General features: G+C 60.6%; 22 protein-coding genes. 5 read left to right on the forward strand and 17 right to left on the reverse strand.

The window, feature by feature from the left end; translation table 11 throughout:
- Window positions 1-8: 8 nt before the first annotated feature.
- From ttcA to BFN67_RS05640, 7 genes are all read right to left on the reverse strand, one after another.
- The gene (ttcA, locus tag BFN67_RS05610) at window positions 9-860 is read right to left on the reverse strand and encodes a tRNA 2-thiocytidine(32) synthetase TtcA (RefSeq protein ID WP_425349748.1); all 852 of its coding nucleotides are present in this window, start codon (window positions 858-860) and stop codon (window positions 9-11) included.
- The gene (locus tag BFN67_RS05615) at window positions 850-1563 is read right to left on the reverse strand and encodes a hypothetical protein (protein WP_139789038.1); all 714 of its coding nucleotides are present in this window, start codon (window positions 1561-1563) and stop codon (window positions 850-852) included. Before BFN67_RS05615 ends, ttcA begins: the two co-directional genes overlap by 11 nt.
- A 275-nt stretch (window positions 1564-1838) precedes the next feature.
- Window positions 1839-2456 carry a 30S ribosomal protein S4 gene (rpsD, locus tag BFN67_RS05620; RefSeq protein ID WP_080918651.1) on the reverse strand — a complete coding sequence of 206 codons (618 nt, stop codon included), beginning with the start codon at window positions 2454-2456 and terminating at the stop codon, window positions 1839-1841.
- Window positions 2457-2767: 311 nt separating this feature from the next.
- The gene (locus tag BFN67_RS05625) at window positions 2768-2953 is read right to left on the reverse strand and encodes a DUF3008 family protein (RefSeq protein ID WP_080918652.1); all 186 of its coding nucleotides are present in this window, start codon (window positions 2951-2953) and stop codon (window positions 2768-2770) included.
- 89 nt (window positions 2954-3042) lie between these two features.
- A complete protein-coding gene (murI, locus tag BFN67_RS05630) occupies window positions 3043-3846 on the reverse strand; it encodes a glutamate racemase (RefSeq protein WP_080918653.1) in 804 nt (267 codons plus the stop codon).
- A complete protein-coding gene (locus BFN67_RS05635; protein ID WP_080918698.1) occupies window positions 3839-4678 on the reverse strand; it encodes an RNA methyltransferase in 840 nt (279 codons plus the stop codon). Before BFN67_RS05635 ends, murI begins: the two co-directional genes overlap by 8 nt.
- 92 nt (window positions 4679-4770) lie before the next feature.
- Window positions 4771-5160 (reverse strand): barstar family protein, encoded by a 390-nt coding sequence (locus BFN67_RS05640; RefSeq protein WP_080918654.1) that lies wholly within the window; start codon window positions 5158-5160, stop codon window positions 4771-4773.
- A gap of 160 nt (window positions 5161-5320) precedes the next feature.
- On the opposite strand from BFN67_RS05640, the gene BFN67_RS05645 reads away from it, so the two are divergent.
- Window positions 5321-6532, forward strand: coding sequence for an NADP-dependent isocitrate dehydrogenase (locus BFN67_RS05645; protein WP_080918655.1), 1212 nt, complete (start codon window positions 5321-5323; stop codon window positions 6530-6532).
- A gap of 138 nt (window positions 6533-6670) precedes the next feature.
- On the forward strand, window positions 6671-7297 hold the full coding sequence (locus tag BFN67_RS05650; RefSeq protein ID WP_080918656.1) for a glutathione S-transferase family protein: 627 nt from the start codon (window positions 6671-6673) through the stop codon (window positions 7295-7297).
- 20 nt (window positions 7298-7317) lie between these two features.
- On the opposite strand, the gene alaS is transcribed toward BFN67_RS05650, so the two are convergent.
- Both alaS and recA read right to left on the reverse strand, forming a co-directional pair.
- The gene (gene alaS / locus BFN67_RS05655; RefSeq protein ID WP_080918699.1) at window positions 7318-9981 is read right to left on the reverse strand and encodes an alanine--tRNA ligase; all 2664 of its coding nucleotides are present in this window, start codon (window positions 9979-9981) and stop codon (window positions 7318-7320) included.
- Window positions 9982-10140: 159 nt separating this feature from the next.
- On the reverse strand, window positions 10141-11238 hold the full coding sequence (gene recA, locus BFN67_RS05660; RefSeq protein WP_080918657.1) for a recombinase RecA: 1098 nt from the start codon (window positions 11236-11238) through the stop codon (window positions 10141-10143).
- Between the two features lie 284 nt (window positions 11239-11522).
- On the opposite strand from recA, the gene BFN67_RS05665 reads away from it, so the two are divergent.
- Entirely contained in the window at window positions 11523-12467 is a 945-nt protein-coding gene (locus tag BFN67_RS05665) for a carbohydrate kinase family protein (RefSeq protein ID WP_080918658.1), read from the forward strand.
- Between the two features lie 54 nt (window positions 12468-12521).
- Complete coding sequence (locus BFN67_RS05670) at window positions 12522-13439, forward strand: pseudouridine-5'-phosphate glycosidase (RefSeq protein ID WP_080918700.1); 918 nt, start codon at window positions 12522-12524, stop codon at window positions 13437-13439.
- A gap of 135 nt (window positions 13440-13574) precedes the next feature.
- Here BFN67_RS05670 and BFN67_RS05675 read toward each other — a convergent pair whose 3' ends face one another.
- Window positions 13575-13898 (reverse strand): TfoX/Sxy family protein, encoded by a 324-nt coding sequence (locus tag BFN67_RS05675; protein WP_080918659.1) that lies wholly within the window; start codon window positions 13896-13898, stop codon window positions 13575-13577.
- Window positions 13899-14013: 115 nt separating this feature from the next.
- On the opposite strand from BFN67_RS05675, the gene BFN67_RS05680 reads away from it, so the two are divergent.
- A complete protein-coding gene (locus BFN67_RS05680; RefSeq protein ID WP_080918660.1) occupies window positions 14014-14511 on the forward strand; it encodes a GFA family protein in 498 nt (165 codons plus the stop codon).
- 15 nt (window positions 14512-14526) lie between these two features.
- Here BFN67_RS05680 and sufA read toward each other — a convergent pair whose 3' ends face one another.
- From sufA to BFN67_RS05715, 7 genes are all read right to left on the reverse strand, one after another.
- Window positions 14527-14913, reverse strand: a complete 387-nt coding sequence (gene sufA, locus BFN67_RS05685; protein WP_080918661.1) for a Fe-S cluster assembly scaffold SufA — start codon at window positions 14911-14913, stop codon at window positions 14527-14529.
- An 88-nt stretch (window positions 14914-15001) separates the two neighbouring features.
- Window positions 15002-15388, reverse strand: coding sequence for an SUF system Fe-S cluster assembly protein (locus BFN67_RS05690; RefSeq protein WP_080918701.1), 387 nt, complete (start codon window positions 15386-15388; stop codon window positions 15002-15004).
- Window positions 15389-15393: 5 nt separating this feature from the next.
- Window positions 15394-16632, reverse strand: a complete 1239-nt coding sequence (locus tag BFN67_RS05695; RefSeq protein ID WP_080918662.1) for a cysteine desulfurase — start codon at window positions 16630-16632, stop codon at window positions 15394-15396.
- 13 nt (window positions 16633-16645) lie between these two features.
- Window positions 16646-17911, reverse strand: coding sequence for a Fe-S cluster assembly protein SufD (gene sufD / locus BFN67_RS05700; RefSeq protein ID WP_080918663.1), 1266 nt, complete (start codon window positions 17909-17911; stop codon window positions 16646-16648).
- A gap of 10 nt (window positions 17912-17921) precedes the next feature.
- Complete coding sequence (sufC, locus tag BFN67_RS05705; RefSeq protein ID WP_080918664.1) at window positions 17922-18677, reverse strand: Fe-S cluster assembly ATPase SufC; 756 nt, start codon at window positions 18675-18677, stop codon at window positions 17922-17924.
- 28 nt (window positions 18678-18705) lie between these two features.
- Window positions 18706-20232, reverse strand: coding sequence for a Fe-S cluster assembly protein SufB (sufB, locus tag BFN67_RS05710; protein WP_080918665.1), 1527 nt, complete (start codon window positions 20230-20232; stop codon window positions 18706-18708).
- 181 nt (window positions 20233-20413) lie between these two features.
- Window positions 20414-21574, reverse strand: a complete 1161-nt coding sequence (locus BFN67_RS05715; RefSeq protein ID WP_080918666.1) for a cysteine desulfurase family protein — start codon at window positions 21572-21574, stop codon at window positions 20414-20416.
- Between the last annotated feature and the right edge of the window lie 63 nt (window positions 21575-21637).

The raw sequence follows: 21637 nt of genomic DNA on the forward strand, positions 1-21637 counted from the left end.
TCGCCTTCTCAGCCGGCGGCTGAAAGTGCGGCGAAATCGAACAGCTTGCGGTCGAGCAGATGCGAGGGGCGCACATTGGTGAGCGCCCTTATCATCGTGTCCTTGCGGCCCGGCATGCGGCGCTCGATATCGTCGAGCATCGCCTTCATCATGTTGCGCTGCAATCCGTCCTGACTGCCGCAAAGGTCGCAGGGGATGATCGGAAACCGCATCGCCGTGGCAAATTTCTCCAGATCGGCCTCCGCGCAATAGGAGAGCGGGCGCAGCACCATGACGTCGCCTTCGTCATTGAGCAGTTTCGGCGGCATGGCGGCCAGCCGCCCGCCATGGAAGAGGTTCAGGAAAAAGGTCTCCAGAATATCCTCACGATGGTGGCCGAGCACCAGCGCCGAACACCCCTCCTCCCGCGCCACACGATAGAGATGCCCTCGCCGCAGCCGCGAACAGAGCGAACAATAGGTGCTCGCCTCCGGCAGCTTGTCTGTGACGATCGAATAGGTGTCCTGATATTCGATGCGGTGGGCAATGCCGTTGGTGTCGAGGAAATCGGGCAGGATATGCTTTGGGAAATTGGGTTGGCCCTGGTCGAGATTGCAGGCAAGCAGGTCCACCGGCAGCAGGCCGCGCCATTTGAGGTCCAGCAAAAGGGCCAGCAGCCCATAGGAGTCCTTGCCACCGGAGAGCGCCACCATCCAGCGCTGGCCCGGCGTCACCATCGCGAAATCGTCAATTGCCTGGCGCGCCTGGCGCAGAAGCCGCTTGCGCAGCTTGTTGAATTCTACAGACGCGAGAACCTCCCGAAACAGCGGATGGCAACCGCTTTCCGGCAAACCCGGCTCTATTGATGCTTCATGTTTCAAATTTTCGATCCGTAGCATCCCGACGCGTGCCGAAATACGCCCAGATTGCCAGGAAGGCAAATACGGGAATGCCCAGTTCGAGCGTTTCCTCGAGCGCGCCAAGCCAGTTGATGGCGGGGCGATCGAGTGTGATGCCGACCATCGCCAGATAACGCCGCGCGCCGTCGAGCCATTCGGACGACGCGATCAGCATGAGAGCGATGACGGTCGCCAGGCTCGTCGGCTCCAGGCGCATCATGCCCTTCAAGACCGGGCGTGCGTAGGTGCGCAGGAGCGCAAGCACGAGCCATACCAACAGCCCGAGCACGATGACACCTGCAATTTTCTCATGCAGAGGCACCGTATCCGAAATATAGAATTTCATCTTGGTGATGCTCATCGTGGTGAAGCGGGCATGGAAATCCAGTTCCCGCAATGTGAGAACCAGCAGCATCAGGAGCAGGCTGCGCCCGCGTGTGAGGCCAAACCGAACGCCGCCCATGCCGAGGATCAGCAGGATGCAGGCGCCGTAGAGGACCGGCGAAAGCTGTTCGACCAGTCCATCCTCCTTGAAAAGAGGGTTCTGATGGCCATCAATGGTGGTGGGATTGAAAATGACGATCGCAGCCAGCGCCGCAAATGCCAGCCCCATCAGGGCGAAATAACGTCCGGCGCCATCCGAGAACCGGCGGCTTTCAGCGAATACCAAGGGAGAATCTGTCATACGAGCAGCATAGAATTATTGCATTTTTAGTTGTTTATCCCCATTCGCCGAAGAGCTGCTGGGGCATGTCATCTCGAAGGCGTGCACGGTTCGAAGCAAAGACATGCGAAGTCGGCAAACTAAAGCGCAGGGAGCGCGTCCGAAAGATCAGGATGGGCTCGAATGACCCAATTCCACAATTTTCATCCGGGCCGCCAACCTAAAAAAGAAGCCACCCCGGAAAACTTCCCTCCGGGGTGGCTTACTGGTGTTTGCAACCGAGGCGCGGGCGCGGATCAGCGCGAATAATATTCGACGACCAGATTCGGTTCCATTTGGACGGCGAACGGCACGTCCGAGAGGCTGGGCACGCGCGTATAGGTCGCGGTCATCTTGTTGTGGTCGGCCTCGATATAATCGGGCACGTCGCGTTCTGCGAGCCCGACCGCCTCAAGCACCATCACCAACTGCTTCGACTTTTCGCGAACTTCGATGACATCGCCCGGCTTGCAACGGTAGGAACCGATGTTGACGCGCCTGCCATTGACGTTGACGTGGCCGTGATTGACGAACTGGCGAGCCGCGAAAATGGTCGGCACGAACTTGGAACGATAGACAACGGCGTCGAGACGCGATTCCAGCAGGCCGATCAGGGTCTCGGAGGTGTCGCCCTTGCGGCGGTTGGCCTCCTCATAGGTCTTGCGGAACTGCTTTTCCGAAATGTCGCCATAATGGCCCTTGAGCTTCTGCTTGGCGCGCAACTGCAGGCCGTAATCGGAAAGCTTGCCCTTGCGGCGCTGACCGTGCTGGCCGGGACCATATTCACGCTTGTTGACCGGGGATTTCGGGCGACCCCAGATATTCTCGCCGAGACGGCGGTCGAGTTTGTACTTCGCGGATTCGCGCTTGCTCATCGCATTCCCTTTCAAAACAATACACCCGGACCATCATGCTCCGGGTGAAGGAAACGCGCCCTCCTCTGGCTTCCGTTTTCGAAGCCTGACAGGATTTCCACGCACGCTTTGCGGAAAATCCACGGGACACGTCAATAAAGAGCACCGGACGTTGCCGCCCAATGTTCGGCGTTTCGGTAAACTGCGACCGGCAGCCTGTCAAGCTGGAAAGCTGAAAGCCCGGTTCCGCCGGTGTCACTGGACCGATTATCCGAATTTTTCAGCGTCCAATATCCACGGGTATCGGTTTTTGTGACCGTGGGGACTTACGGTTAGTCCGACTTCTTGTCTGGCAGACCCTTGCGGTCGGTTTCAGCGAGTTCCTCAAGCTCCTTTTCGGTCATCGATTCGTACATTCCTTTCGACGCGCCGCGAAGCTCGCTTTTCTTGGTGTCACCACGTTTGGCGGAAAGGGCAGCACCCGCTGCCTTTTGCTGAGCCTTGGACTTGGCCGGCATTGGCATTTCTCCTTTCGAAAGGAAAACAACGCCTGCCGTCGAGAGGTGTTCCCAATCGTGAAGCCGCGATCCGCGGTCATGCTCCGGAGTCAGGCAATGGCGAGACCAAAGCCCTGCATCAGCCGCCGGGTGGCGAAATCGGTACGCCCGGAGGTGAAGACCGCACGATCCGGTCCATTCGACAACGGGTCTTCACATGGCGCGGTTTTGCCATCGGCAATCAGCGAATGCGCGCGTCGCGCGATTGCCTCTGCCGGGTCGAGCCAGTCGACGGGCCAGGGTGCCGTCTTGCGCATGCGGTTAGCGATGAAAGGATAGTGCGTGCAGGCCAGCACCACGATATCGGTACGCCGGCCGTCCTGCTCGATGAAGCAAGGTGCGATCTCGGCCCGTACCGCCGCCTCGTCCACGAAACCGTCGCGCATATAGATTTCGGCAAGACCGGCCAGCCGGTTGCTGCCAACAAGGCGGACATGGCATTTGCTCGCCCATTGATGGATCAGGTCTCGGGTATATTGCCGCTTTACGGTGCCCGGCGTCGCCAGAACCGAGACGAGGCCCGAACGCGTCCGCTCGGCCGCCGGCTTGATGGCCGGCACGGTGCCGACAAACGGGTGGCCGGGAAATGTCTCCCGCAAAGCCTCGATGACCAGGGTCGAGGCGGTATTGCAGGCAATCACCGAAATTTCAGGCTTAAAGCGGTCGAGCAGATCGGCAAACAGGCCAAGGATATGTGTCTTCAGCGCTGGCTCCTCCCAAGCGCCGTAAGGAAACGCGGCGTCATCAGCGACGTAAACGAAAGGCCGATCCGGCATCAACACGCGCGCCTCGCGCAGCACGGTAAGACCGCCAATGCCGGAATCGAACATCAGAACCGGCGGCCTGTCACTCATCGGCGGGCCTTCTGTCGGTATGCGTGTTGCGATCGGCCCTGGCCTTGCGCTCCGGATAGCCGGCCCCGCGCGGCTCCCTCGGGGAGAAATAATCGAGCGAGGAAACCACGCCGCGCAAAACCTTCAACTCCTGCTCGGCAAAGCCGGCACGGGTAAGCACCGCGCGCAGATTGTCCACCATCTTGGGCTTTTTCTCGGCAGGCCGGAAATAGCCGCGGGCCTCAAGGGCCGCTTCCAGATGCGCAAACAGGCCGTGGAGTTGGTCCTTGGTGGCCGGCTGCCTTTCGGGGCCGGTAAAATTGGTATCGGTTTCAGCTTCCAGGCCCGATTTCATCCATTCATAGGACATCAGAAGCACGGCCTGGGCTATATTCAACGACGCAAAGCCCGGATCTACGGGAAAGGTGACGATCTCGTCGGCAAGCCCAACCTCTTCATTGTATAGGCCGAAGCGTTCACGCCCGAACAATATGCCTGTGCGTTGACCGGCACTTGACCGGCCGCGCAGCATGCGGCCGGCATCCACAGGCCCCCTCACCGTCTTGAAACCGTCGCGCTGACGCGCAGTGGTGGCAAAGATGAAATTAAGGTCGGTCACTGCCGATGGCAGATCGTCGAAAACCTTCACCGCGTCGATGACATGGTCTGCCCGGCTTGCCGCTGCCCTTGCCTTCTCGCTCGGCCAGCCATCGCGCGGATTGACGAGCCGCAATTCGGACAGGCCGAAATTGGCCATGGCGCGCGCCACCATGCCGATATTCTCGCCAAGCTGTGGTTCGACAAGGATGATGGCCGGGCCGCTGGAGGACAAACTGTTATGTGCTTCGGACATGCGTTTCTCATAATCGGCCTGCAAAATGAAGCAATCGCAAAAAAGCCGGCCCGTAAATGCCCGCTACCGCTATTCGCGTCGCAATCGCCGACTCAGCCGGGCCGCAGCTCGATTTTTGGATGGCCGGCGACAATGTCCATGACGATCTCGAAAAAGGTCGGACCGATGCCGTTTTCCAGATCGGCCAGATCATTGCTGATGCGGTTGACGTCGTATCGGTGCGGTTGCTGCAACTTGTCGCGATAGAATTTCCGGGTCGCCTCCAAACCGAGAGCCGCCCTGCTTTTCTCCATGTCCCGCCAGATGAGTACGACCGCGCCGCAGCCGATCAGCGCGCCGTATCCGCCATGGAACATGTCGTTCAGCCCATCCAGGCTTCCAATCTTCCAGTCTTCGCCCGCCATGAATACGCGATTGATCTCTTCGTAGAAGGAGGGAATATCGGTGATATTGCAGCCATCGATCGAAAAGAGCGTCTTCAAACCTTGTCTCCATCCGCAGGCCGACGACAATACGCATTTCTTCAATGACGCGAAGCCCGTTTGCGCCCTCTCCGTCCCTTTGATATAGGGGCGACATCTTTCGAGGCTGGCGATTGCGCGGCCATTTTCATTTCATTGTTGGCAGCGAGGCACTCTTTCCATGGCGAAGATCAAGGTGGCGAACCCGGTCGTAGAACTCGACGGCGACGAGATGACCCGCATCATCTGGCAGCTTATCAAGGACAAGCTGATTCACCCCTATATTGACCTCGATCTTGAATATTATGATCTCGGCATCGAGCATCGCGACGCTACAGGCGACCAGGTGACGATCGACGCGGCCAACGCCATCAAGAAACATGGTGTCGGCGTAAAATGCGCCACCATCACGCCGGACGAGGCACGCGTCGAGGAATTCAAGCTCAAGAAGATGTGGAAGTCGCCCAACGGCACGATCCGCAATATTCTTGGCGGCACCATCTTCCGCGAGCCGATCATCATGAAGAACGTGCCGCGCCTGGTGCCGGGCTGGACCAAGCCCATCATAGTCGGCCGTCATGCTTTCGGGGACCAGTACAAGGCAACCGATTTTCGTTTCCCCGGCAAAGGCAAACTATCGATCAAGTTCGTCGGAGAAGACGGAAATGTCATCGAACACGATGTGTTCGACGCACCGGGTTCAGGTGTCGCCATGGCGATGTATAACCTCGACGAATCGATCCGCGAATTTGCCCGTGCCTCGCTGAACTACGGGCTTTTGCGCAATTATCCCGTCTATCTCTCGACCAAGAACACCATCCTGAAAGCCTATGACGGCCGCTTCAAGGACATCTTCCAGGATGTCTATGAGCAGGAATTCAAGGCCGAATTCGAAAAGCGCAAGCTCACCTACGAGCACCGTCTGATCGACGATATGGTGGCATCCTCGCTGAAATGGTCGGGCGGCTATGTCTGGGCCTGCAAGAACTATGATGGCGACGTGCAGTCGGACACGGTGGCGCAAGGCTTCGGCTCACTCGGCCTGATGACCTCGGTGCTGATGACACCCGACGGCAAGACCGTTGAGGCCGAGGCCGCGCACGGCACCGTCACCCGCCACTATCGCCAGCACCAGAAGGGGCAGGAAACCTCAACCAACTCCATCGCCTCGATCTTTGCCTGGACGCGTGGCCTGGCGCATCGCGCCAAGCTGGACGACAATGCGGACCTCAAGCGTTTCGCCGAAACGCTGGAAAAAGTCTGCATCCAGACCGTCGAGTCCGGCAACATGACCAAGGATCTATCGCTGTTGATCGGCCCCGACCAGCCGTGGCTTTCCACCACCGGCTTCCTCGACAAGGTGGACGAGAACCTCCAGAAGGCCATGGGATGAGAGACGATTCGCAGAGCAAACTCATCACGCCGGTGGCGCGATGAAACTCTGCGAACGAAGGGGACTTGCGGCGCAAGAAGAGCCCGGCGGAGGCGCTGAACATGCGCGCGGACGTATAGCCGAAAGCGGATTTCAGCCATGAGCCGCCCTATCCTTTATGGCGCCGACTACAGCGTCTATGTACGAATCGCGCGCATGGCGCTTGAGGAGAAGGGCGTCGGCTACGACCTGGTGCCGGTAGACATCTTCGCCGAGGGCGGCTCGCCGGCCTGGTATCTGGAGCGTCATCCGTTCGACCGCATCCCGGCCTTCGAGCACGGGACTTTCCAATTGTTCGAAACGGCTGCAATCACCCGCTACATCGATGAGGCGTTCAAAGGTCCGCCCTTGCAGCCGGCCGATGCGAAAACCTCTGGCGTAATGAACCAGGTCATCGGCCTGATCGATTCCTACGCCTATCGCGCCATGGTGTGGGATGTCGCCGTCGAACGGCTGGAGCACAATCCGCCCGACGAGAAGCGGATATCGGCGGGTCTTTGCACGGCCGAAACGGCATTGCAGACGCTGGCGGCGTTGAAGGCCGACAATGACTGGCTGATCGCAGATCGGATCAGCCTTGCCGACCTGCATGCCGCCCCCGTCATCGCCTATTTCATCAAGGTCGAGGAAGGACAGAAACTGGTAGCAGCCTTCCCGAAACTCAGCGACTGGTGGGCACGGATCAGCACGCGCCCGAGTTTCCTCGCCACCGAAAAAGCCGGTTGAAGACCAAAAGCAGCCTTCCGTCAGGCTGCTTGCAGCGCGGTCTTGACCGCCGCAATGGCATCATTTGCCTTCGAGGCGTCCGGCCCGCCAGCCTGCGCCATATCCGGCCGGCCGCCGCCGCCCTGCCCGCCGAGTGCGGCGGACGCCTTGCGCACTAGATCGACCGCGGAGAAACGCGCGGTCAAATCATCGGTGACGCCAACCACCACGCTGGCCTTGCCTTCCGTCTCGCCGATCAGAACGACCACGCCGGACCCCAGGGTCTTCTTGCCCTCGTCGACGAGGGACTTGAGATCCTTTGGCGCCACGCCCGAGACGGCTCTGCCCATGAAGCCGATGCCGGAAACGGTTTCGCTCGCAACCTCCGCTCTGGCACCGCCACCGCCGCCCATGGCGAGCTTCTTGCGCGCGTCGGTCAGTTCGCGTTCCAGTTTCTTGCGCTCTTCCAGCAGCGCCTCGATGCGCGCCGGCACATCGGCGGGCGAAATCTTAAGCACTGTCGCCGCGGCCTTCAGACGGCGGTCCTGTTCGTCGAGATGGCTGCGCGCCGCCTCGCCGGTCAGCGCCTCAATGCGGCGAACACCGGCTGCAACCGGGCTGTCCGAAAGAATGCGCACCAGGCCGATATCTCCGGTGGCGCGGACATGAGTGCCCCCGCAAAGTTCGATCGAATAGGGCCGGTTGACCTTTTCGCCGTGAAGTGAGGTGCCCATCGAGACGACGCGTACCTCATCGCCGTATTTTTCACCGAACAGAGCCATGGCACCCTCGGCGCGTGCATCGTCCACCGACATCAGCCGGGTCGTCACCGCGCCGTTCTGACGGACAATCTCATTGGCCATCTTCTCCACCTGTTCGAGTTCGTCGGCCGAAACAGGCTTGTTATGCGAAATGTCGAAGCGCAGGCGGTCGGGCGCAACAAGCGAACCCTTCTGTGCGACATGGGTGCCCAGCACCTCCCTTAGAGCCTCATGGATCAGGTGCGTGGCCGAGTGATTGGCACGAAGCCTGGAACGCCGGGCATGATCAACCGCCAGTTCGACCGCGACGCCGACCTTGACGTCGCCTTTGACGACCTTGCCGAGATGTATAAAGAGGCCATCGGCCTTTTTTTGTGTGTCGGTGACGACGACTGAGAAGCCTTCGCCGGAAATAATGCCGGTATCGCCCATCTGGCCACCGGATTCACCATAAAAAGGCGTCTGGTTGACGACGACCGCAACGGCGTCGCCGGGCGACGCGCTCGCCGTTTCCTTACCATCTGCAACGAGCGACAGCACGATGCCTTCGGCCTTCTCGGTGTCGTAGCCGAGGAATTCGGTCGCGCCCAGTTTCTCGCGCAGCGCAAACCAGATCGTCTCCGTCGCCGCCTCCCCGGAACCGGCCCAATTCGCCCGCGCCTCGGCGCGCTGGCGCTGCATGGCGTCGTTAAAACCGTCGAGATTGACCGAGATATTGCGTTGGCGCAGCGCATCCTGCGTCAGATCGAGTGGAAAACCATAGGTGTCGTAGAGCTTGAAAGCGGTTTCTCCGTCCAGCATGTCACCGGCGGAAAGGTCGCCGGTTGCCTCCTCAAGCAGGGTCAGGCCGCGCGCCAATGTCTTGCGAAAGCGCGTTTCCTCCAGCTTCAGCGTTTCGGTGATCAGCGCCTCACCACGCACCAGTTCCGGATAGGCCTGGCCCATCTCGCGCAGGAGCGCCGGCACCAGCTTCCACATCAGCGGCTCACCCGCCCCGAGCAACTGACCATGGCGCATGGCACGGCGCATGATGCGGCGCAGCACATAGCCCCTACCCTCGTTGGAAGGCAGCACGCCATCGGCGATGAGGAAGGAGGCCGAGCGCAAATGATCGGCGATGACACGGAACGAGGCGGTGTTGTCCTTGGTCGGAGCATGCCCGAGCGCCGACGCGGCAGCGTCAATCAGATGCCGGAACAGATCCGTTTCAAAAACGCTCTCGACCCCCTGCAGGATAGAGGCCATGCGCTCCAGGCCCATCCCGGTGTCGATGGACGGGCGCGGCAGGTCAACGCGCTCTTCCTTCGTCACCTGCTCGTATTGCATGAAGACAAGATTCCAGAATTCGAGGAAGCGGTCGCCGTCTTCCTCGGGACTGCCGGGCGGGCCACCCCAGATGTGCTCGCCACGATCGATGAATATTTCCGAACACGGCCCGCAAGGGCCGGTGTCGCCCATCGCCCAGAAATTATCCGAGGTCGGAATGCGGATGATGCGGTCGTCCGGGAAACCGGCGATCTTCTTCCAGTAATCGGCCGCCTCGTCGTCGGTGTGATAGACCGTGACCAGCAATTTGTCCTTCGAAAGGCCGAACTCCCTGGTGATGAGGTTCCAGGCGAGTTCAATGGCGCGGTCCTTGAAATAATCGCCAAAGGAGAAATTGCCGAGCATCTCGAAATAGGTGAGATGGCGCGCGGTATAGCCGACATTATCGAGATCGTTGTGCTTGCCACCAGCCCGGACGCATTTCTGCGATGTCGTTGCCGTCGAATAGGGACGCTTTTCCAGACCGGTGAAGACGTTCTTGAACTGCACCATCCCGGCATTGGTGAACATCAGCGTCGGATCGTTGCGCGGCACCAGAGGGCTTGAGGCAACGACCTCATGTCCGTTCTTCCGGAAATAATCGAGGAAGGTTGACCGGATATCGTTGACGCCACTCATCGAGATTGCCTTTTGCATGAAAAAACGCCGGTCAACCCGGCGGAACAGAACATGGCCTTTTAGCCGCAGCCTCGCACCCTGTCCAGAAATGCAATCGCCGGCCACAGGGCCGGCGATGCAATACTCAAAACAACACAAAAGTCCGACGAGGCCGGGCGGTTACATCGCCCCGGCTTCGCTGTCCGAGCCGTCATCGTCATCCTTTGCGCCGCCGTCCTCAAGGAATTTCTCCGCGATAAGGCCGGCATTCTGCCTGAGCGCCAGTTCGATCTCGCGCGCGGTTTCGGGATTGTCGCGCAAAAACTGCTTGGCGTTCTCGCGGCCCTGGCCAAGCCGCTGCGAATTATAAGAGAACCAGGCTCCCGATTTCTCGACCACGCCCGCCTTGACGCCGAGATCGACCAGTTCGCCGGTCTTGGAAACGCCTTCGCCATACATGATGTCGAACTCGACCACCTTGAAGGGCGGCGCCAGCTTGTTCTTGACCACCTTGACGCGGGTCTGGTTGCCGACAACCTCGTCACGATCCTTGACCGACCCGATACGGCGAATGTCGAGGCGCACCGACGCATAGAATTTCAGGGCGTTGCCGCCCGTCGTCGTCTCGGGCGAGCCGAACATGACGCCGATCTTCATTCGAATCTGATTGATGAAGATGACCATGGTGTTGGAGCGCGAGATCGAAGCGGTGAGCTTACGCAGCGCCTGGCTCATCAGACGGGCCTGCAAGCCGGGCAGCGAATCTCCCATCTCACCTTCGATTTCGGCACGCGGCGTGAGGGCCGCGACCGAATCGACCACCAGAACGTCGACGGCACCCGAACGCACCAGCGTGTCGCAAATCTCCAATGCCTGCTCGCCAGTGTCCGGCTGCGAGATCAGGAGGTTCTCCAGATCGACACCAAGCTTGCGGGCATAGACGGGATCGAGCGCATGCTCGGCATCGACGAAGGCGCAGATACCGCCCTTCTTCTGCGCCTCGGCCACGGTGTGGAGCGCCAGCGTGGTCTTGCCCGAGCTTTCCGGCCCATAAACTTCAATGATGCGTCCGCGCGGCAGACCACCAACACCGAGTGCAATGTCGAGGCCGAGCGAACCTGTCGGCACCGTCTCGATCTCGACAACCTGCTCATTGGCTCCCAGCCGCATGATCGAGCCCTTGCCGAAAGCACGCTCGATCTGTGACAACGCCGCGTCCAGAGCCTTCGATTTGTCCACTGATCTTTCCTCTACAAGCCGCAAAGCATTCTGAGCCATGATACATCACCCCTTGATCGTCAATGGACGCCTGATCGCGCCGTGAGCTTTTTTTGTTTGTACCTTTTTTGTTCCGATCTTGCAAGATGCGCAGCGCATTGATAAGATTAGGCAATTCATATTTGTTCTTTTTTTGTACCATGAATTCAGAGGCATGAAGTGGCTGCCATCGATATCATCGCCAGTACAGAAATGCGGCGAATCGGAGAACGCAACGCCTGTCCGGCGCGAATGTGCTCTCCATTTGGCTTGCAGGTGCGAGGCATGAGATAAAGACGCGATAGATGAGGACAAAACCGGACATTCTGGCCGTCGGCGGCGCCCATATCGACCGGCGTGGCCAGATTTCGGACGCCTATGCGCCTGCTGCGTCCAATCCCGGCACGATGCGCGAGGATGTCGGCGGCGGTGTCTTCAATGCGCTACGCACCGCTGTCCGGCGCGGCGCCTCCGCCTCGCTGCTGTCCATGCGTGGCGGCGATGCAGCCGGGGAGACGGTGGCCATGGCCATCACGCGCGCCGGCATCGCCGATCTGTCGGCGGTGTTCCTCGACCGTGCCACACCGAGCTATACGGCGCTGATCGATCGTGAAGGCGAATTGATCGTCGGCCTTGCCGACATGAGCCTTTACGATCTTGCCTTCCCCAAACAAATCCGGCGTTCGAAGATACGCGAGGCGATCGCGACTGCCGATGCGCTGTTCTGTGACGCGAATTTGCCACAAGCCGCCCTGGAACGGCTGGCATTATCGGCGGAGGGCAAGCCCATCTTCGCCATTGCCATTTCACCGGCCAAGGCCGTTCGCCTTGTTCCTGTCTTCAGCCGGCTGACAACGATCTTTCTCAATCGCCGTGAAGCAGCCGCCCTGACGGGTCAGGAGCAGGAGGCATCCATGGCGGTTTTCATGGCCGATCTTCGGCAGGCGGGCCTCAATAGCGGCGTGATAACCGATGGGAGCAATCCAGTTTTCGGTTTCGACGCCGATGGCGGCTTTACGCTGGCGCCGCCACCCCTGCCCCAAATAGCCGATGTGACAGGCGCGGGCGATGCGCTGGCGGGGGCCACGGTGGCGGCGATGTTGCGCGGTCTGCCCTTGCGCGCGGCGCTGCGCGAAGGTGTGGCAGCAGCGGCCCTTGCCATAGGAAGCCCGCTTGCCGTGCCCGAGTTCACTGAAAGCGATTTCGAGACGGCACTGGCCCTTGTGCCGAGCGCACGGGAAATGGCATAGGGCGGCAACCGCCCGGACAGGCTTATGCGGGCCACCGGGCCGCGGAGACAGGACATGACGCTGGATACGGCACGCCCCTTCATCGACATCCGCCCGGCCGTGGCGGAGGCGCTTGCGGCAAAGCGCGCGGTGGTGGCGCTGGAATCCACCATCATCACCCATGGCATGCCTTATCCCGACAACGAGGCCATGGCGGCCAATGTCGAGGCGATCGTCACGGCGCAAGGCGCTGTGCCGGCAACCATCGCCGTTATCGGCGGGCGCATCAAGATCGGGCTTTCCGACGAAGAGCGCGAAGCCTTGGCGAAAACCACCGACGCCATGAAGCTTTCGCGCGCCGATCTCGCCTTTGCGGTGTCGCAGGGGCGCACCGGCGGCACCACGGTGGCGGCGACAATGATCCTCGCCGCTCTTGCCGGCATCCGCGTCTTTGCCACCGGCGGTATTGGCGGCGTGCACAAGGGAGCAGAAAAGAGCTTCGACATTTCGGCCGATCTGGACGAACTGGCACGCACGCCCGTCATCGTGGTTTCGGCCGGCGCCAAGGCGATCCTCGACATCGAAAAGACGCTGGAAGTGCTTGAGACAAGAGGCGTTCCGGTCGTTGTCCATGGCTCAGACACGATGCCGGCTTTCTGGTCGCGGCAGTCTTCTTTTCAGGCGCCGCTGAGACTGGAGACGCCGGACCAGATGGCCGATCTTTTCAAAACGCGCCGCGCGCTCGGCCTCGAAGGCGGCATGCTGGTGGCCAACCCTGTGCCGCAGGATCAGGAAATAGCCGCGCATGAGATGGCCGAATATATCGCCGCTGCGCAGAAGGCGGCGAAGAGCCAGGGCATCAGCGGCAAGGCGGTGACGCCCTTCCTTCTCGGCAATATTTTGGAATTGACCGGCGGGCGGAGCCTGAAAACCAACATTGCGCTGGTGGAAAACAATGCGCGGCTGGCAGCGGCGATCGCCAAGGCATTGTGATTTTTAGTTTTAGGTGCGTCCTTCGAGGCTCGCCTCTTGGGCTCGCACCTCAGGATGAGGGGGGGGGTAGCGCAAAAGGTCCTCATCCTGAGGTACTCGCGAAGCGAGCCTCGAAGGACGCACCAACAAAATCGATTACTTTTCCACCCGAAGGCCTGCCGCATAGGCCTTGCACGCCCAAATAGTCATTTCGTCCGGATCGTCCAACGCGCTTTCGGGTGCTGTCCAGTAAGGCATGGCGACGTCCTTGCCGTGGCGCTTGTTGCGGTAGGTCCAGCGCCTGCCGCCCGCCGCCTCATATTCGGCGGCGATCTCGCCATCGCCCTTCAACATAAATTCCCCGCGCAGGAAAAGCGCGAAGATTACACCATTGTGGTAGATGCCTTTGCCGCTGAACATGCGACGGATCGAGACCGGTCCCAGCCCTTCAAACAATTCACGAATACGTTCGTCATCCATGCCGCGATCATCTCACGACACCATGCCGCTGTCATGTCGCTGATGCGGCAAGCGAACCTCCCTGACACATTGATAGCGCATGGTATCATCTCTTTCTCGTCAAGGAGTCCTGCTCATGCCCGTTCTGCTCAAAGGATCGTGCCGCTGCGGTGCCGTCCGCTTCGAAGTGCAAAGCCACACGCCCGTGCCCTACCAGCTTTGCTATTGCTCGATCTGCCGCAAGCAGCAGGGCGGCGGTGGATATGCGATCAATCTCGGCGCGGATTCCGCGACACTCAAGATAACCGGCGAAGACAATCTCGGCGTCTATCGCGCGGAAATTCAGGATGACGAGCGGCCGGTGTGCGAGCTTTCCACGGGCGAGCGCAATTTCTGCACCCAATGCGGATCGGCGCTGTGGCTCTATGACCCGACATGGCCGGACCTCGTGCATCCGTTCGCATCGGCGGTGGATTCGGACCTTCCCGCACCGAAGGAACGCACGCATCTGCTATTGAAATACAAGGCCAACTGGGTCGAGCCGGAAATCAGGCCCGGCGACAAGGCATTCGATATCTACCCCGACGAATCGATCGCCCAATGGCACAAGAGAACGGGCATGTGGGTGGAGTGAGCCTCGAAGGACGCACTATACCGCGCTCTGCGCCCTCGCCTCGGCAAGCGCCTTCAAATCGGCGGGTTTCAACTCGACCGATTCGCCGCAGCCGCAGGCCGACGACTGGTTCGGGTTCCTGAAGGTGAAGCCGGTGCGCAGCGTCGTCGCCTCGAAATCCATCTCGGTGCCGAGCAGGAACAGCGCCGCCTCCGGCGCGACATAGACATGCGCGCCATCGCGTTCGACGTGATCGTCCTTGAGGCTCGGCTCGGTCACGAGATCGACCGTATATTCCATGCCCGCGCAGCCGCCCTTCTTGATTCCCAGGCGGATACCATGAGCATTCTCGCGGGCGCCCACGATTTCAAGCACACGCGCGGCAGCCTTTTCACTCATCGATATGACGGCAAAGCGACCCATACTTCCTTCTCCATGCCATGCAGGTTCAAGGCCTGCCGGATGATTCATCCAATAAGATGGTGAAGATTCGCCACTTTCGCAAGTGAGGTCAGTACCACCCCACCGCGATCTGGGCTTCCTCCGACATGCGGTCCGGCGTCCATGGCGGGTCGAACACCATCGAGACCTCGACGCCGGAAACGCCTTCCACGGCACCGACGGCATTTTCCACCCAACCGGGCATTTCGCCGGCCACGGGGCAACCCGGCGCCGTCAGGGTCATGTCGATCTTGACGGAGCGGTCGTCCTCGATGTCGATCTTGTAAACGAGGCCGAGTTCATAGATGTCGGCCGGGATTTCCGGGTCATAGACGGTTTTCAGCGCCGAAACGATGTCATCGGTCAACCGCGCCAGTTCATCGGGATGGATGCTCGTGGCGGCGGCCGACGTATTGGCCGCTGTATCCTCAGTCATGTTGGTGGCAGCATCATCCATGATCTTCACCCGAAAAATTTCCGCGCTTTTTCCAGCGCATCGGCCAAGGCGTCAACTTCGGCCCTGGTATTATACATGCCGAACGACGCCCTGCATGTGGAGGTCACGCCGAAGCGTTTCAACAGCGGTTGGGCGCAATGGGTGCCCGCGCGGACGGCAACACCTTGCCTATCAATGACCATCGACACGTCATGCGCGTGGATGCCCTGCAATTCGAACGAGACGATGGCGCCCTTGCCCGGCGCATCGCCGAAGATGCGCAGCGAATTGATGGCGCGCAGACGCTCATGCGCGTAAGCCTTCAGATCGGCCTCATGGGCTGCGATACGGTCGCGCCCGACCGACTGCATGTAATCCAGCGCAACACCGAGCCCGATCGCCTGCACGATGGGCGGCGTGCCGGCCTCGAAGCGGTGCGGCGGGTCGTTATAGGTGACGATATCCTCGTTCACCTCCTCGATCATCTCGCCGCCGCCCATGAAGGGGCGCATGGCTTCCAGCCGCTCCGCCTTGCCATAGAGGACGCCGATGCCGGACGGCCCATAAACCTTGTGCCCGGTGAAGACGAACCAGTCGCAATCGAGGTTCTGAACGTCGATGGGCATATGGACCGCGCTTTGCGAGCCGTCCACCAGCACCGGAATGCCGCGCTCATGCGCGATGCGGCAAATCTCCTTGATCGGCGTAACCGTACCCAACGCATTCGACATATGGGTGATGGCGACGAGTTTGGTCTTTTTCGTCAGGCTTTTTTCAAAATGCTCGATATGAAAACCGCCGAGATCGTCGACCGGCACCCAGACCAGCTTCGCGCCCTGCCGCTCGCGGATGAAATGCCACGGCACGATGTTGGAATGGTGTTCCATGATCGAAAGCGCGATCTCGTCGCCCTCGCGCAGATGCGTCATGCCCCAGCCATAGGCAACCGTATTGATGGCGGCAGTCGAATTCGAGGTGAAGATGATGTTGTCGGTGGACGGCGCGTTCAGGAAGCGGCGCACGCTTTCGCGCGCCTTTTCATAGGCGTCCGTCGCCGCGTTCGACAGGAAATGCAGGCCCCGATGAACGTTGGCATATTCCTTGGCGTAGGCGTGCTGGATGGCGTCCAGCACCACCTGCGGCTTTTGGGCCGAAGCGCCATTATCGAGGTAAACCAGCGGCTTGCCGTAAATCTCTTGAGCAAGGATCGGGAAGTCGCGCCGGATCGCATCGACGTCGTAGCGGATGCTTGCGGTCTGATCCATCTTCAACGCTTATTCATCCATGGGTGGCGAACCAGCGGTCAAGCTTGGCTTCCAGCGCCTCGACCAACTGCTCGTCTTCCAGTTCCTCGATGACCTCGGCCAGAAACGCCTTGACCAGCAACCCGCGCGCCGATTTCTCCGAAACACCGCGCGCCATCAGATAGAACAGATGACCGTGGTCGATCTCGGTGACGGTGGCGCCGTGCCCGCACTGGACGTCATCGGCGAAGATTTCCAGTTCCGGCTTGGTCGAGAACTCGCCGTCGTCCGAAAGCAGCAGCGTGTTGCACGCCATCTTGGCGTCGGTCTTCTGGGCGTATTGATGCACGTTGATGCGGCCCTGGAAGACGCCCTTCGCCTTGCCGGTCACGACATTGCGCACGATCTCGCGCGAACCGGTATGCGGCACCTCATGGTCAAGCACCATGGTTACATCGGTGTGCGTGTCGCCGGAGAGCAGGTTGACGCCGCGCAACTGGAAGTCCGAACCCTCGCCCTTGGCGGCGACGCGGATTTCCTGGCGCACCAGCCTGCCGCCGGCATTCATGAAGAACAGCGTCAGCTTGGCGTCCTTGCCTATCCAGGCATTGAACTGGCCGAGATGCGTCGCGCTTTCGGGCTGCTCCTGCACGATCACCCAGGTGACGTGGGATCCGTCGCCGACGACGACATTGTCGACGCACGAAACCAGCGCGTCCCCGCTGCCCGTCTGGCGCTCGACGATTGTGGCGGTGACGCCCGCGCCCACCTTTGCCGCAAGCCGCGCATGGACCTGCCCGCCGGCCTGCACGTTCTGCAGTTCGATCGGCTTGTCCAGCACCGTGCCGTCGGCAATGTTCAAAAGCCAGCCATCGGCGACAAAGGCGCTGTTCAGCGCGCCGATGGCATCGTCAGCACCTTGGGGGCCGAGTGCGGGCGCATAAGTGCCGTCACCCAGTTTCTCCGATATCCGCTCGACATCGACGCCCTCGATGGCGACCGGCCTGGCGGCGACGCCGTTCAGCAGCGCAAGTACCGGCGATCCCTCGATCAAGGGCGCGGCCGGCTTGCCAGCCAGGGTCGCATCAAACTCCGGAACGGCCGTCAGCAACCGGCGCAGATCCGTATAGTGCCATGTCTCGATGCGCCGCGTCGGCAGACCCCGCTTCAACGCCTCGACCGACTGGTCGCGCTTGAGCGCAACTTCGCCGTCGCCGGGCAAATGCGACAGGCGCTCGCCGAACGCGTCGATCAGCGCGGTCTCGGCGGGCGTGCTTTGAGGTTGGGCATGCATGTTCATGGTGTCCTCCTCAGGCCGCCTCGCCGATCACGCCGGCATAGCCGTTGGCTTCAAGCTCGAGCGCCAGCGACTTGTCGCCAGACTTGATAACCTGGCCCTTGTAAAGCACATGCACGGCGTCCGGCACGATGTATTCGAGCAGCCGCTGGTAGTGGGTGATGACGACGATGGCGCGGTCCGGCGCGCGCAGCGAGTTGACGCCGTCGGCGACAACCTTCAGCGCGTCGATGTCGAGGCCCGAATCGGTCTCGTCCATGACACACAGCTTCGGCTCCAGAAGCTTCATCTGCAGGATTTCGGCGCGCTTCTTCTCGCCGCCCGAAAAGCCGACATTGAGCGGGCGCTTGAGCATGCCCATGTCCATCTGCAGGGTTGCGGAGGCCGCCTTCACCCGCTTGAGCAGTTCCGGCACTTTCAGCGGCTCCTCGCCGCGCGCCTTGCGCTGCTCGTTCATCGCCACCTTGAGGAATTCCATCGTGGCCACGCCCGGTATCTCCATCGGATACTGGAAGGCGAGGAAGATGCCGGCGGCGGCGCGCTCGGCCGGATCCATTTCTAGAATGGATTCGCCATTGTAGAGGATATCGCCTTCCGTGACATCGTAATCCTCCTTGCCGGCCAGGATGTAGGACAGCGTCGACTTGCCCGAGCCGTTCGGCCCCATGATGGCGGCGACTTCGCCGGCGTTCACGGTAAGGTTCAGGCCACGGATGATCTCTGTGCCGTCCTCGACGATGCGGGCATGCAGGTTCTTGATCTCAAGCATTTGTTCTTCCTGAATTTCTTGTCGCCGGTCAGCCGACCGAACCTTCGAGCGAGATATTGATGAGCTTTTGCGCCTCGACGGCGAACTCCATCGGCAATTCCTGGATGACGTCCTTGACGAAGCCGTTGACGATGAGTGCGATAGCCTCCTCTTCGGGAATGCCGCGCTGCATCACGTAGAACTTCTGGTCCTCGGAAATCTTCGACGTCGTCGCCTCATGCTCGAACTGGGCGGTCGCGTTCTTGGCTTCCATGTAGGGCACGGTATGCGCGCCGCACTGGTCGCCGATCAGCAGCGAATCGCAATTGGTGAAATTGCGCGCATTGGTTGCCTTGCGGTGCGCCGAGACCTGGCCGCGATAGGTGTTCTGGCTGAAGCCAGCGGCGATGCCCTTGGAGATGATACGGCTCTTGGTGTTCTTGCCAAGATGGATCATCTTGGTCCCGCTGTCGATCTGCTGATAGCCGTTCGACACGGCGATCGAGTAGAATTCGCCCTGGCTGTCGTCGCCGCGCAGGATGCAGGACGGATATTTCCAGGTGATCGCCGAACCGGTCTCGACCTGCGTCCATGAAATCTTCGAACGGTCGCCGCGGCAATCGCCGCGCTTGGTGACGAAGTTGTAGATACCGCCCTTTCCGTCGGCGTCGCCCGGATACCAGTTCTGCACGGTCGAATATTTGATCTCGGCATCATCCAGCGCAATCAGTTCGACCACGGCGGCATGAAGCTGGTTCTCATCGCGCTGCGGCGCCGTGCAGCCTTCGAGATAGGAGACATAAGCGCCCTCTTCCGCGATGATGAGGGTGCGCTCGAACTGGCCGGTGCCCTTCTCATTGATGCGGAAATAGGTCGAAAGCTCCATCGGGCAGCGCACGCCCTTGGGAACGAAGACGAAGGAGCCGTCGGTAAACACCGCCGAGTTCAGCGTCGCGTAGAAATTGTCGGAGATCGGCACGACAGAGGCGAGGTACTTCCTCACCAGATCCGGATGCTCGCGAATGGCCTCCGAGATGGAACAGAAGATGACGCCGGCCTTGGCCAGTTCCGCCTTGAAGGTGGTGACGACCGAGACAGAGTCGAACACCGCATCGACGGCGACGCGGCCCGACTGGTAGATATTGTCGGAAGCCAGTTCACCGTTCAACTCGCTGGGCTCTTCCTGCTTGCGAACACCAGCCAGGATTTCCTGCTCCTTGAGCGGAATGCCGAGCTTTTCATAGGTGCGCAGCAATTCGGGATCGACTTCGTCGAGCGATGTCGGCCCACTCTGGGTCTTCGGCGCCGCGTAGTAATGAACGTCCTGAAAATCGATCTTCGGATGTTCAACGCGCGCCCAGGTCGGCTCTTCCAGCGTCAGCCAGCGGCGATACGCTTCCAGACGCCATTCCAGCATCCAGTCCGGCTCGTTCTTCTTGGCCGAAATGAAACGAATGATCTCTTCGCTCAGGCCCTTGGGGGCCTTTTCGCTCTCGATCGTGGTTTCAAACCCATATTTGTATTGGTCGACGTCGATCTTTCGGACCCGATCGATCGTGTCCTGCACAGCAGGCATCAGCGTTCTCCATCCACGCCGGGGTCAAGGCCCGGCAGTTTTCAAACTATGGCGCCACTCGCGACCCTCGGCCGACACTCTGGCGTAAGTTCCATATAGTGCACCGCAACCGGAAAATCACCCGGTCAAAACGCAATGCACGGCTCTGCCAGGCGCAAGGCTCCCGGCCATCCACCGCCTGTCAGGCGGCTTCCTTCCCATTCGCGCGGCGCGCAAGGATCGTTGCCAGCGCCGAACGGAACAGTACGATGTCCTCGTCGCTCGTCAGATGTCCGATAGAGACCCTGATCGCGCCGAGATTGTCTTTTCCCATGGCCTTCAGCACATGGCTCGGCCCGACCCTGCCGGATGAGCAGGCCGAACCGGCCGAAAGGGCCACCCCGGCGAGATCGAACGCGATCTGCGCCGTCTCGGCCTTCATGCCGGGAATAGCGAAGAATGTCGTATTGGCAAGGCGCGGCGCGCAGACTCCGAAGATTTCGGCGTCCGGTACCATATCCGTCACGATTTTCTCGATCTCGTCGCGCTTTACCCGCACGGAAGCGATGTCGGTCAACCTGTCCCGCGCTTCGCGCGCGGCGGCGCCGAAGCCGGCAATGGCGGGCAGGTTCTCCGTGCCGCCACGATGGCCTTTCTCCTGTCCACCGCCATTGACCAACGGCGCCGGCATCATAAGGTCGGCGGCGGCGACGAGGGCGCCAGCGCCCTTGGGACCGCCGATCTTGTGCGAGGACAGAATCAAATAATCCGCGCAAGGCTTTGACATATCGAGAATAATACGTCCCGCCGCCTGCACGGCATCGAGCACAAACACACCGCCGGCCGCCTTGACGACAGCCGCAATGTCTTCGACGGGCTGCACCACACCGGTCTCGTTATTGGCGGCATGGATCGCCACCAGCGGCAGGCCTTGCCCCTTGTCATGCGCGGCGAGAGCGGCTCTCAGTTCTTCAAGCCGTACCAGTCCGTTGCCATCGACACCGATGCGCGTGACCCGGTCGGCGGCAAAATGCCCGCCATTCAGCAAGCAGGGATGATCGGCCGCACAAACATAGAGCCGGCTCATGCGCACTGCGCCACGCCCCATTCGCCACTCTGGCGAAAGCAGTGTGGAAGCTGCCTCCGTCGCGCCGGAAGTAAAGACGACATGCTCCGACCTGGCATTGACCAGCGTCGCCACATCGCGGCGGGCGCGTTCGACGACCTGCCGCGCCGACCGGCCTTCGGCATGGACGGAGGACGGATTGGCGGTAATATCGAGCGCAGCCACCACGACCAGACGCGCCGCCTCATAAAGCGGTGCGCTGGCATTATGGTCAAGATAGGCGCGCTGCGCTGCCATTTTCGCCGATTGTTTCCCTGTTAACAGCCCCTGCGCCTGGAGAACGCGTTATTTCCTTGAAAT

It is taken from the genome of Manganibacter manganicus (genome assembly GCF_002075885.1).
Taxonomy (GTDB): Bacteria; Pseudomonadota; Alphaproteobacteria; order Rhizobiales; family Rhizobiaceae; genus Mesorhizobium; species Mesorhizobium manganicum.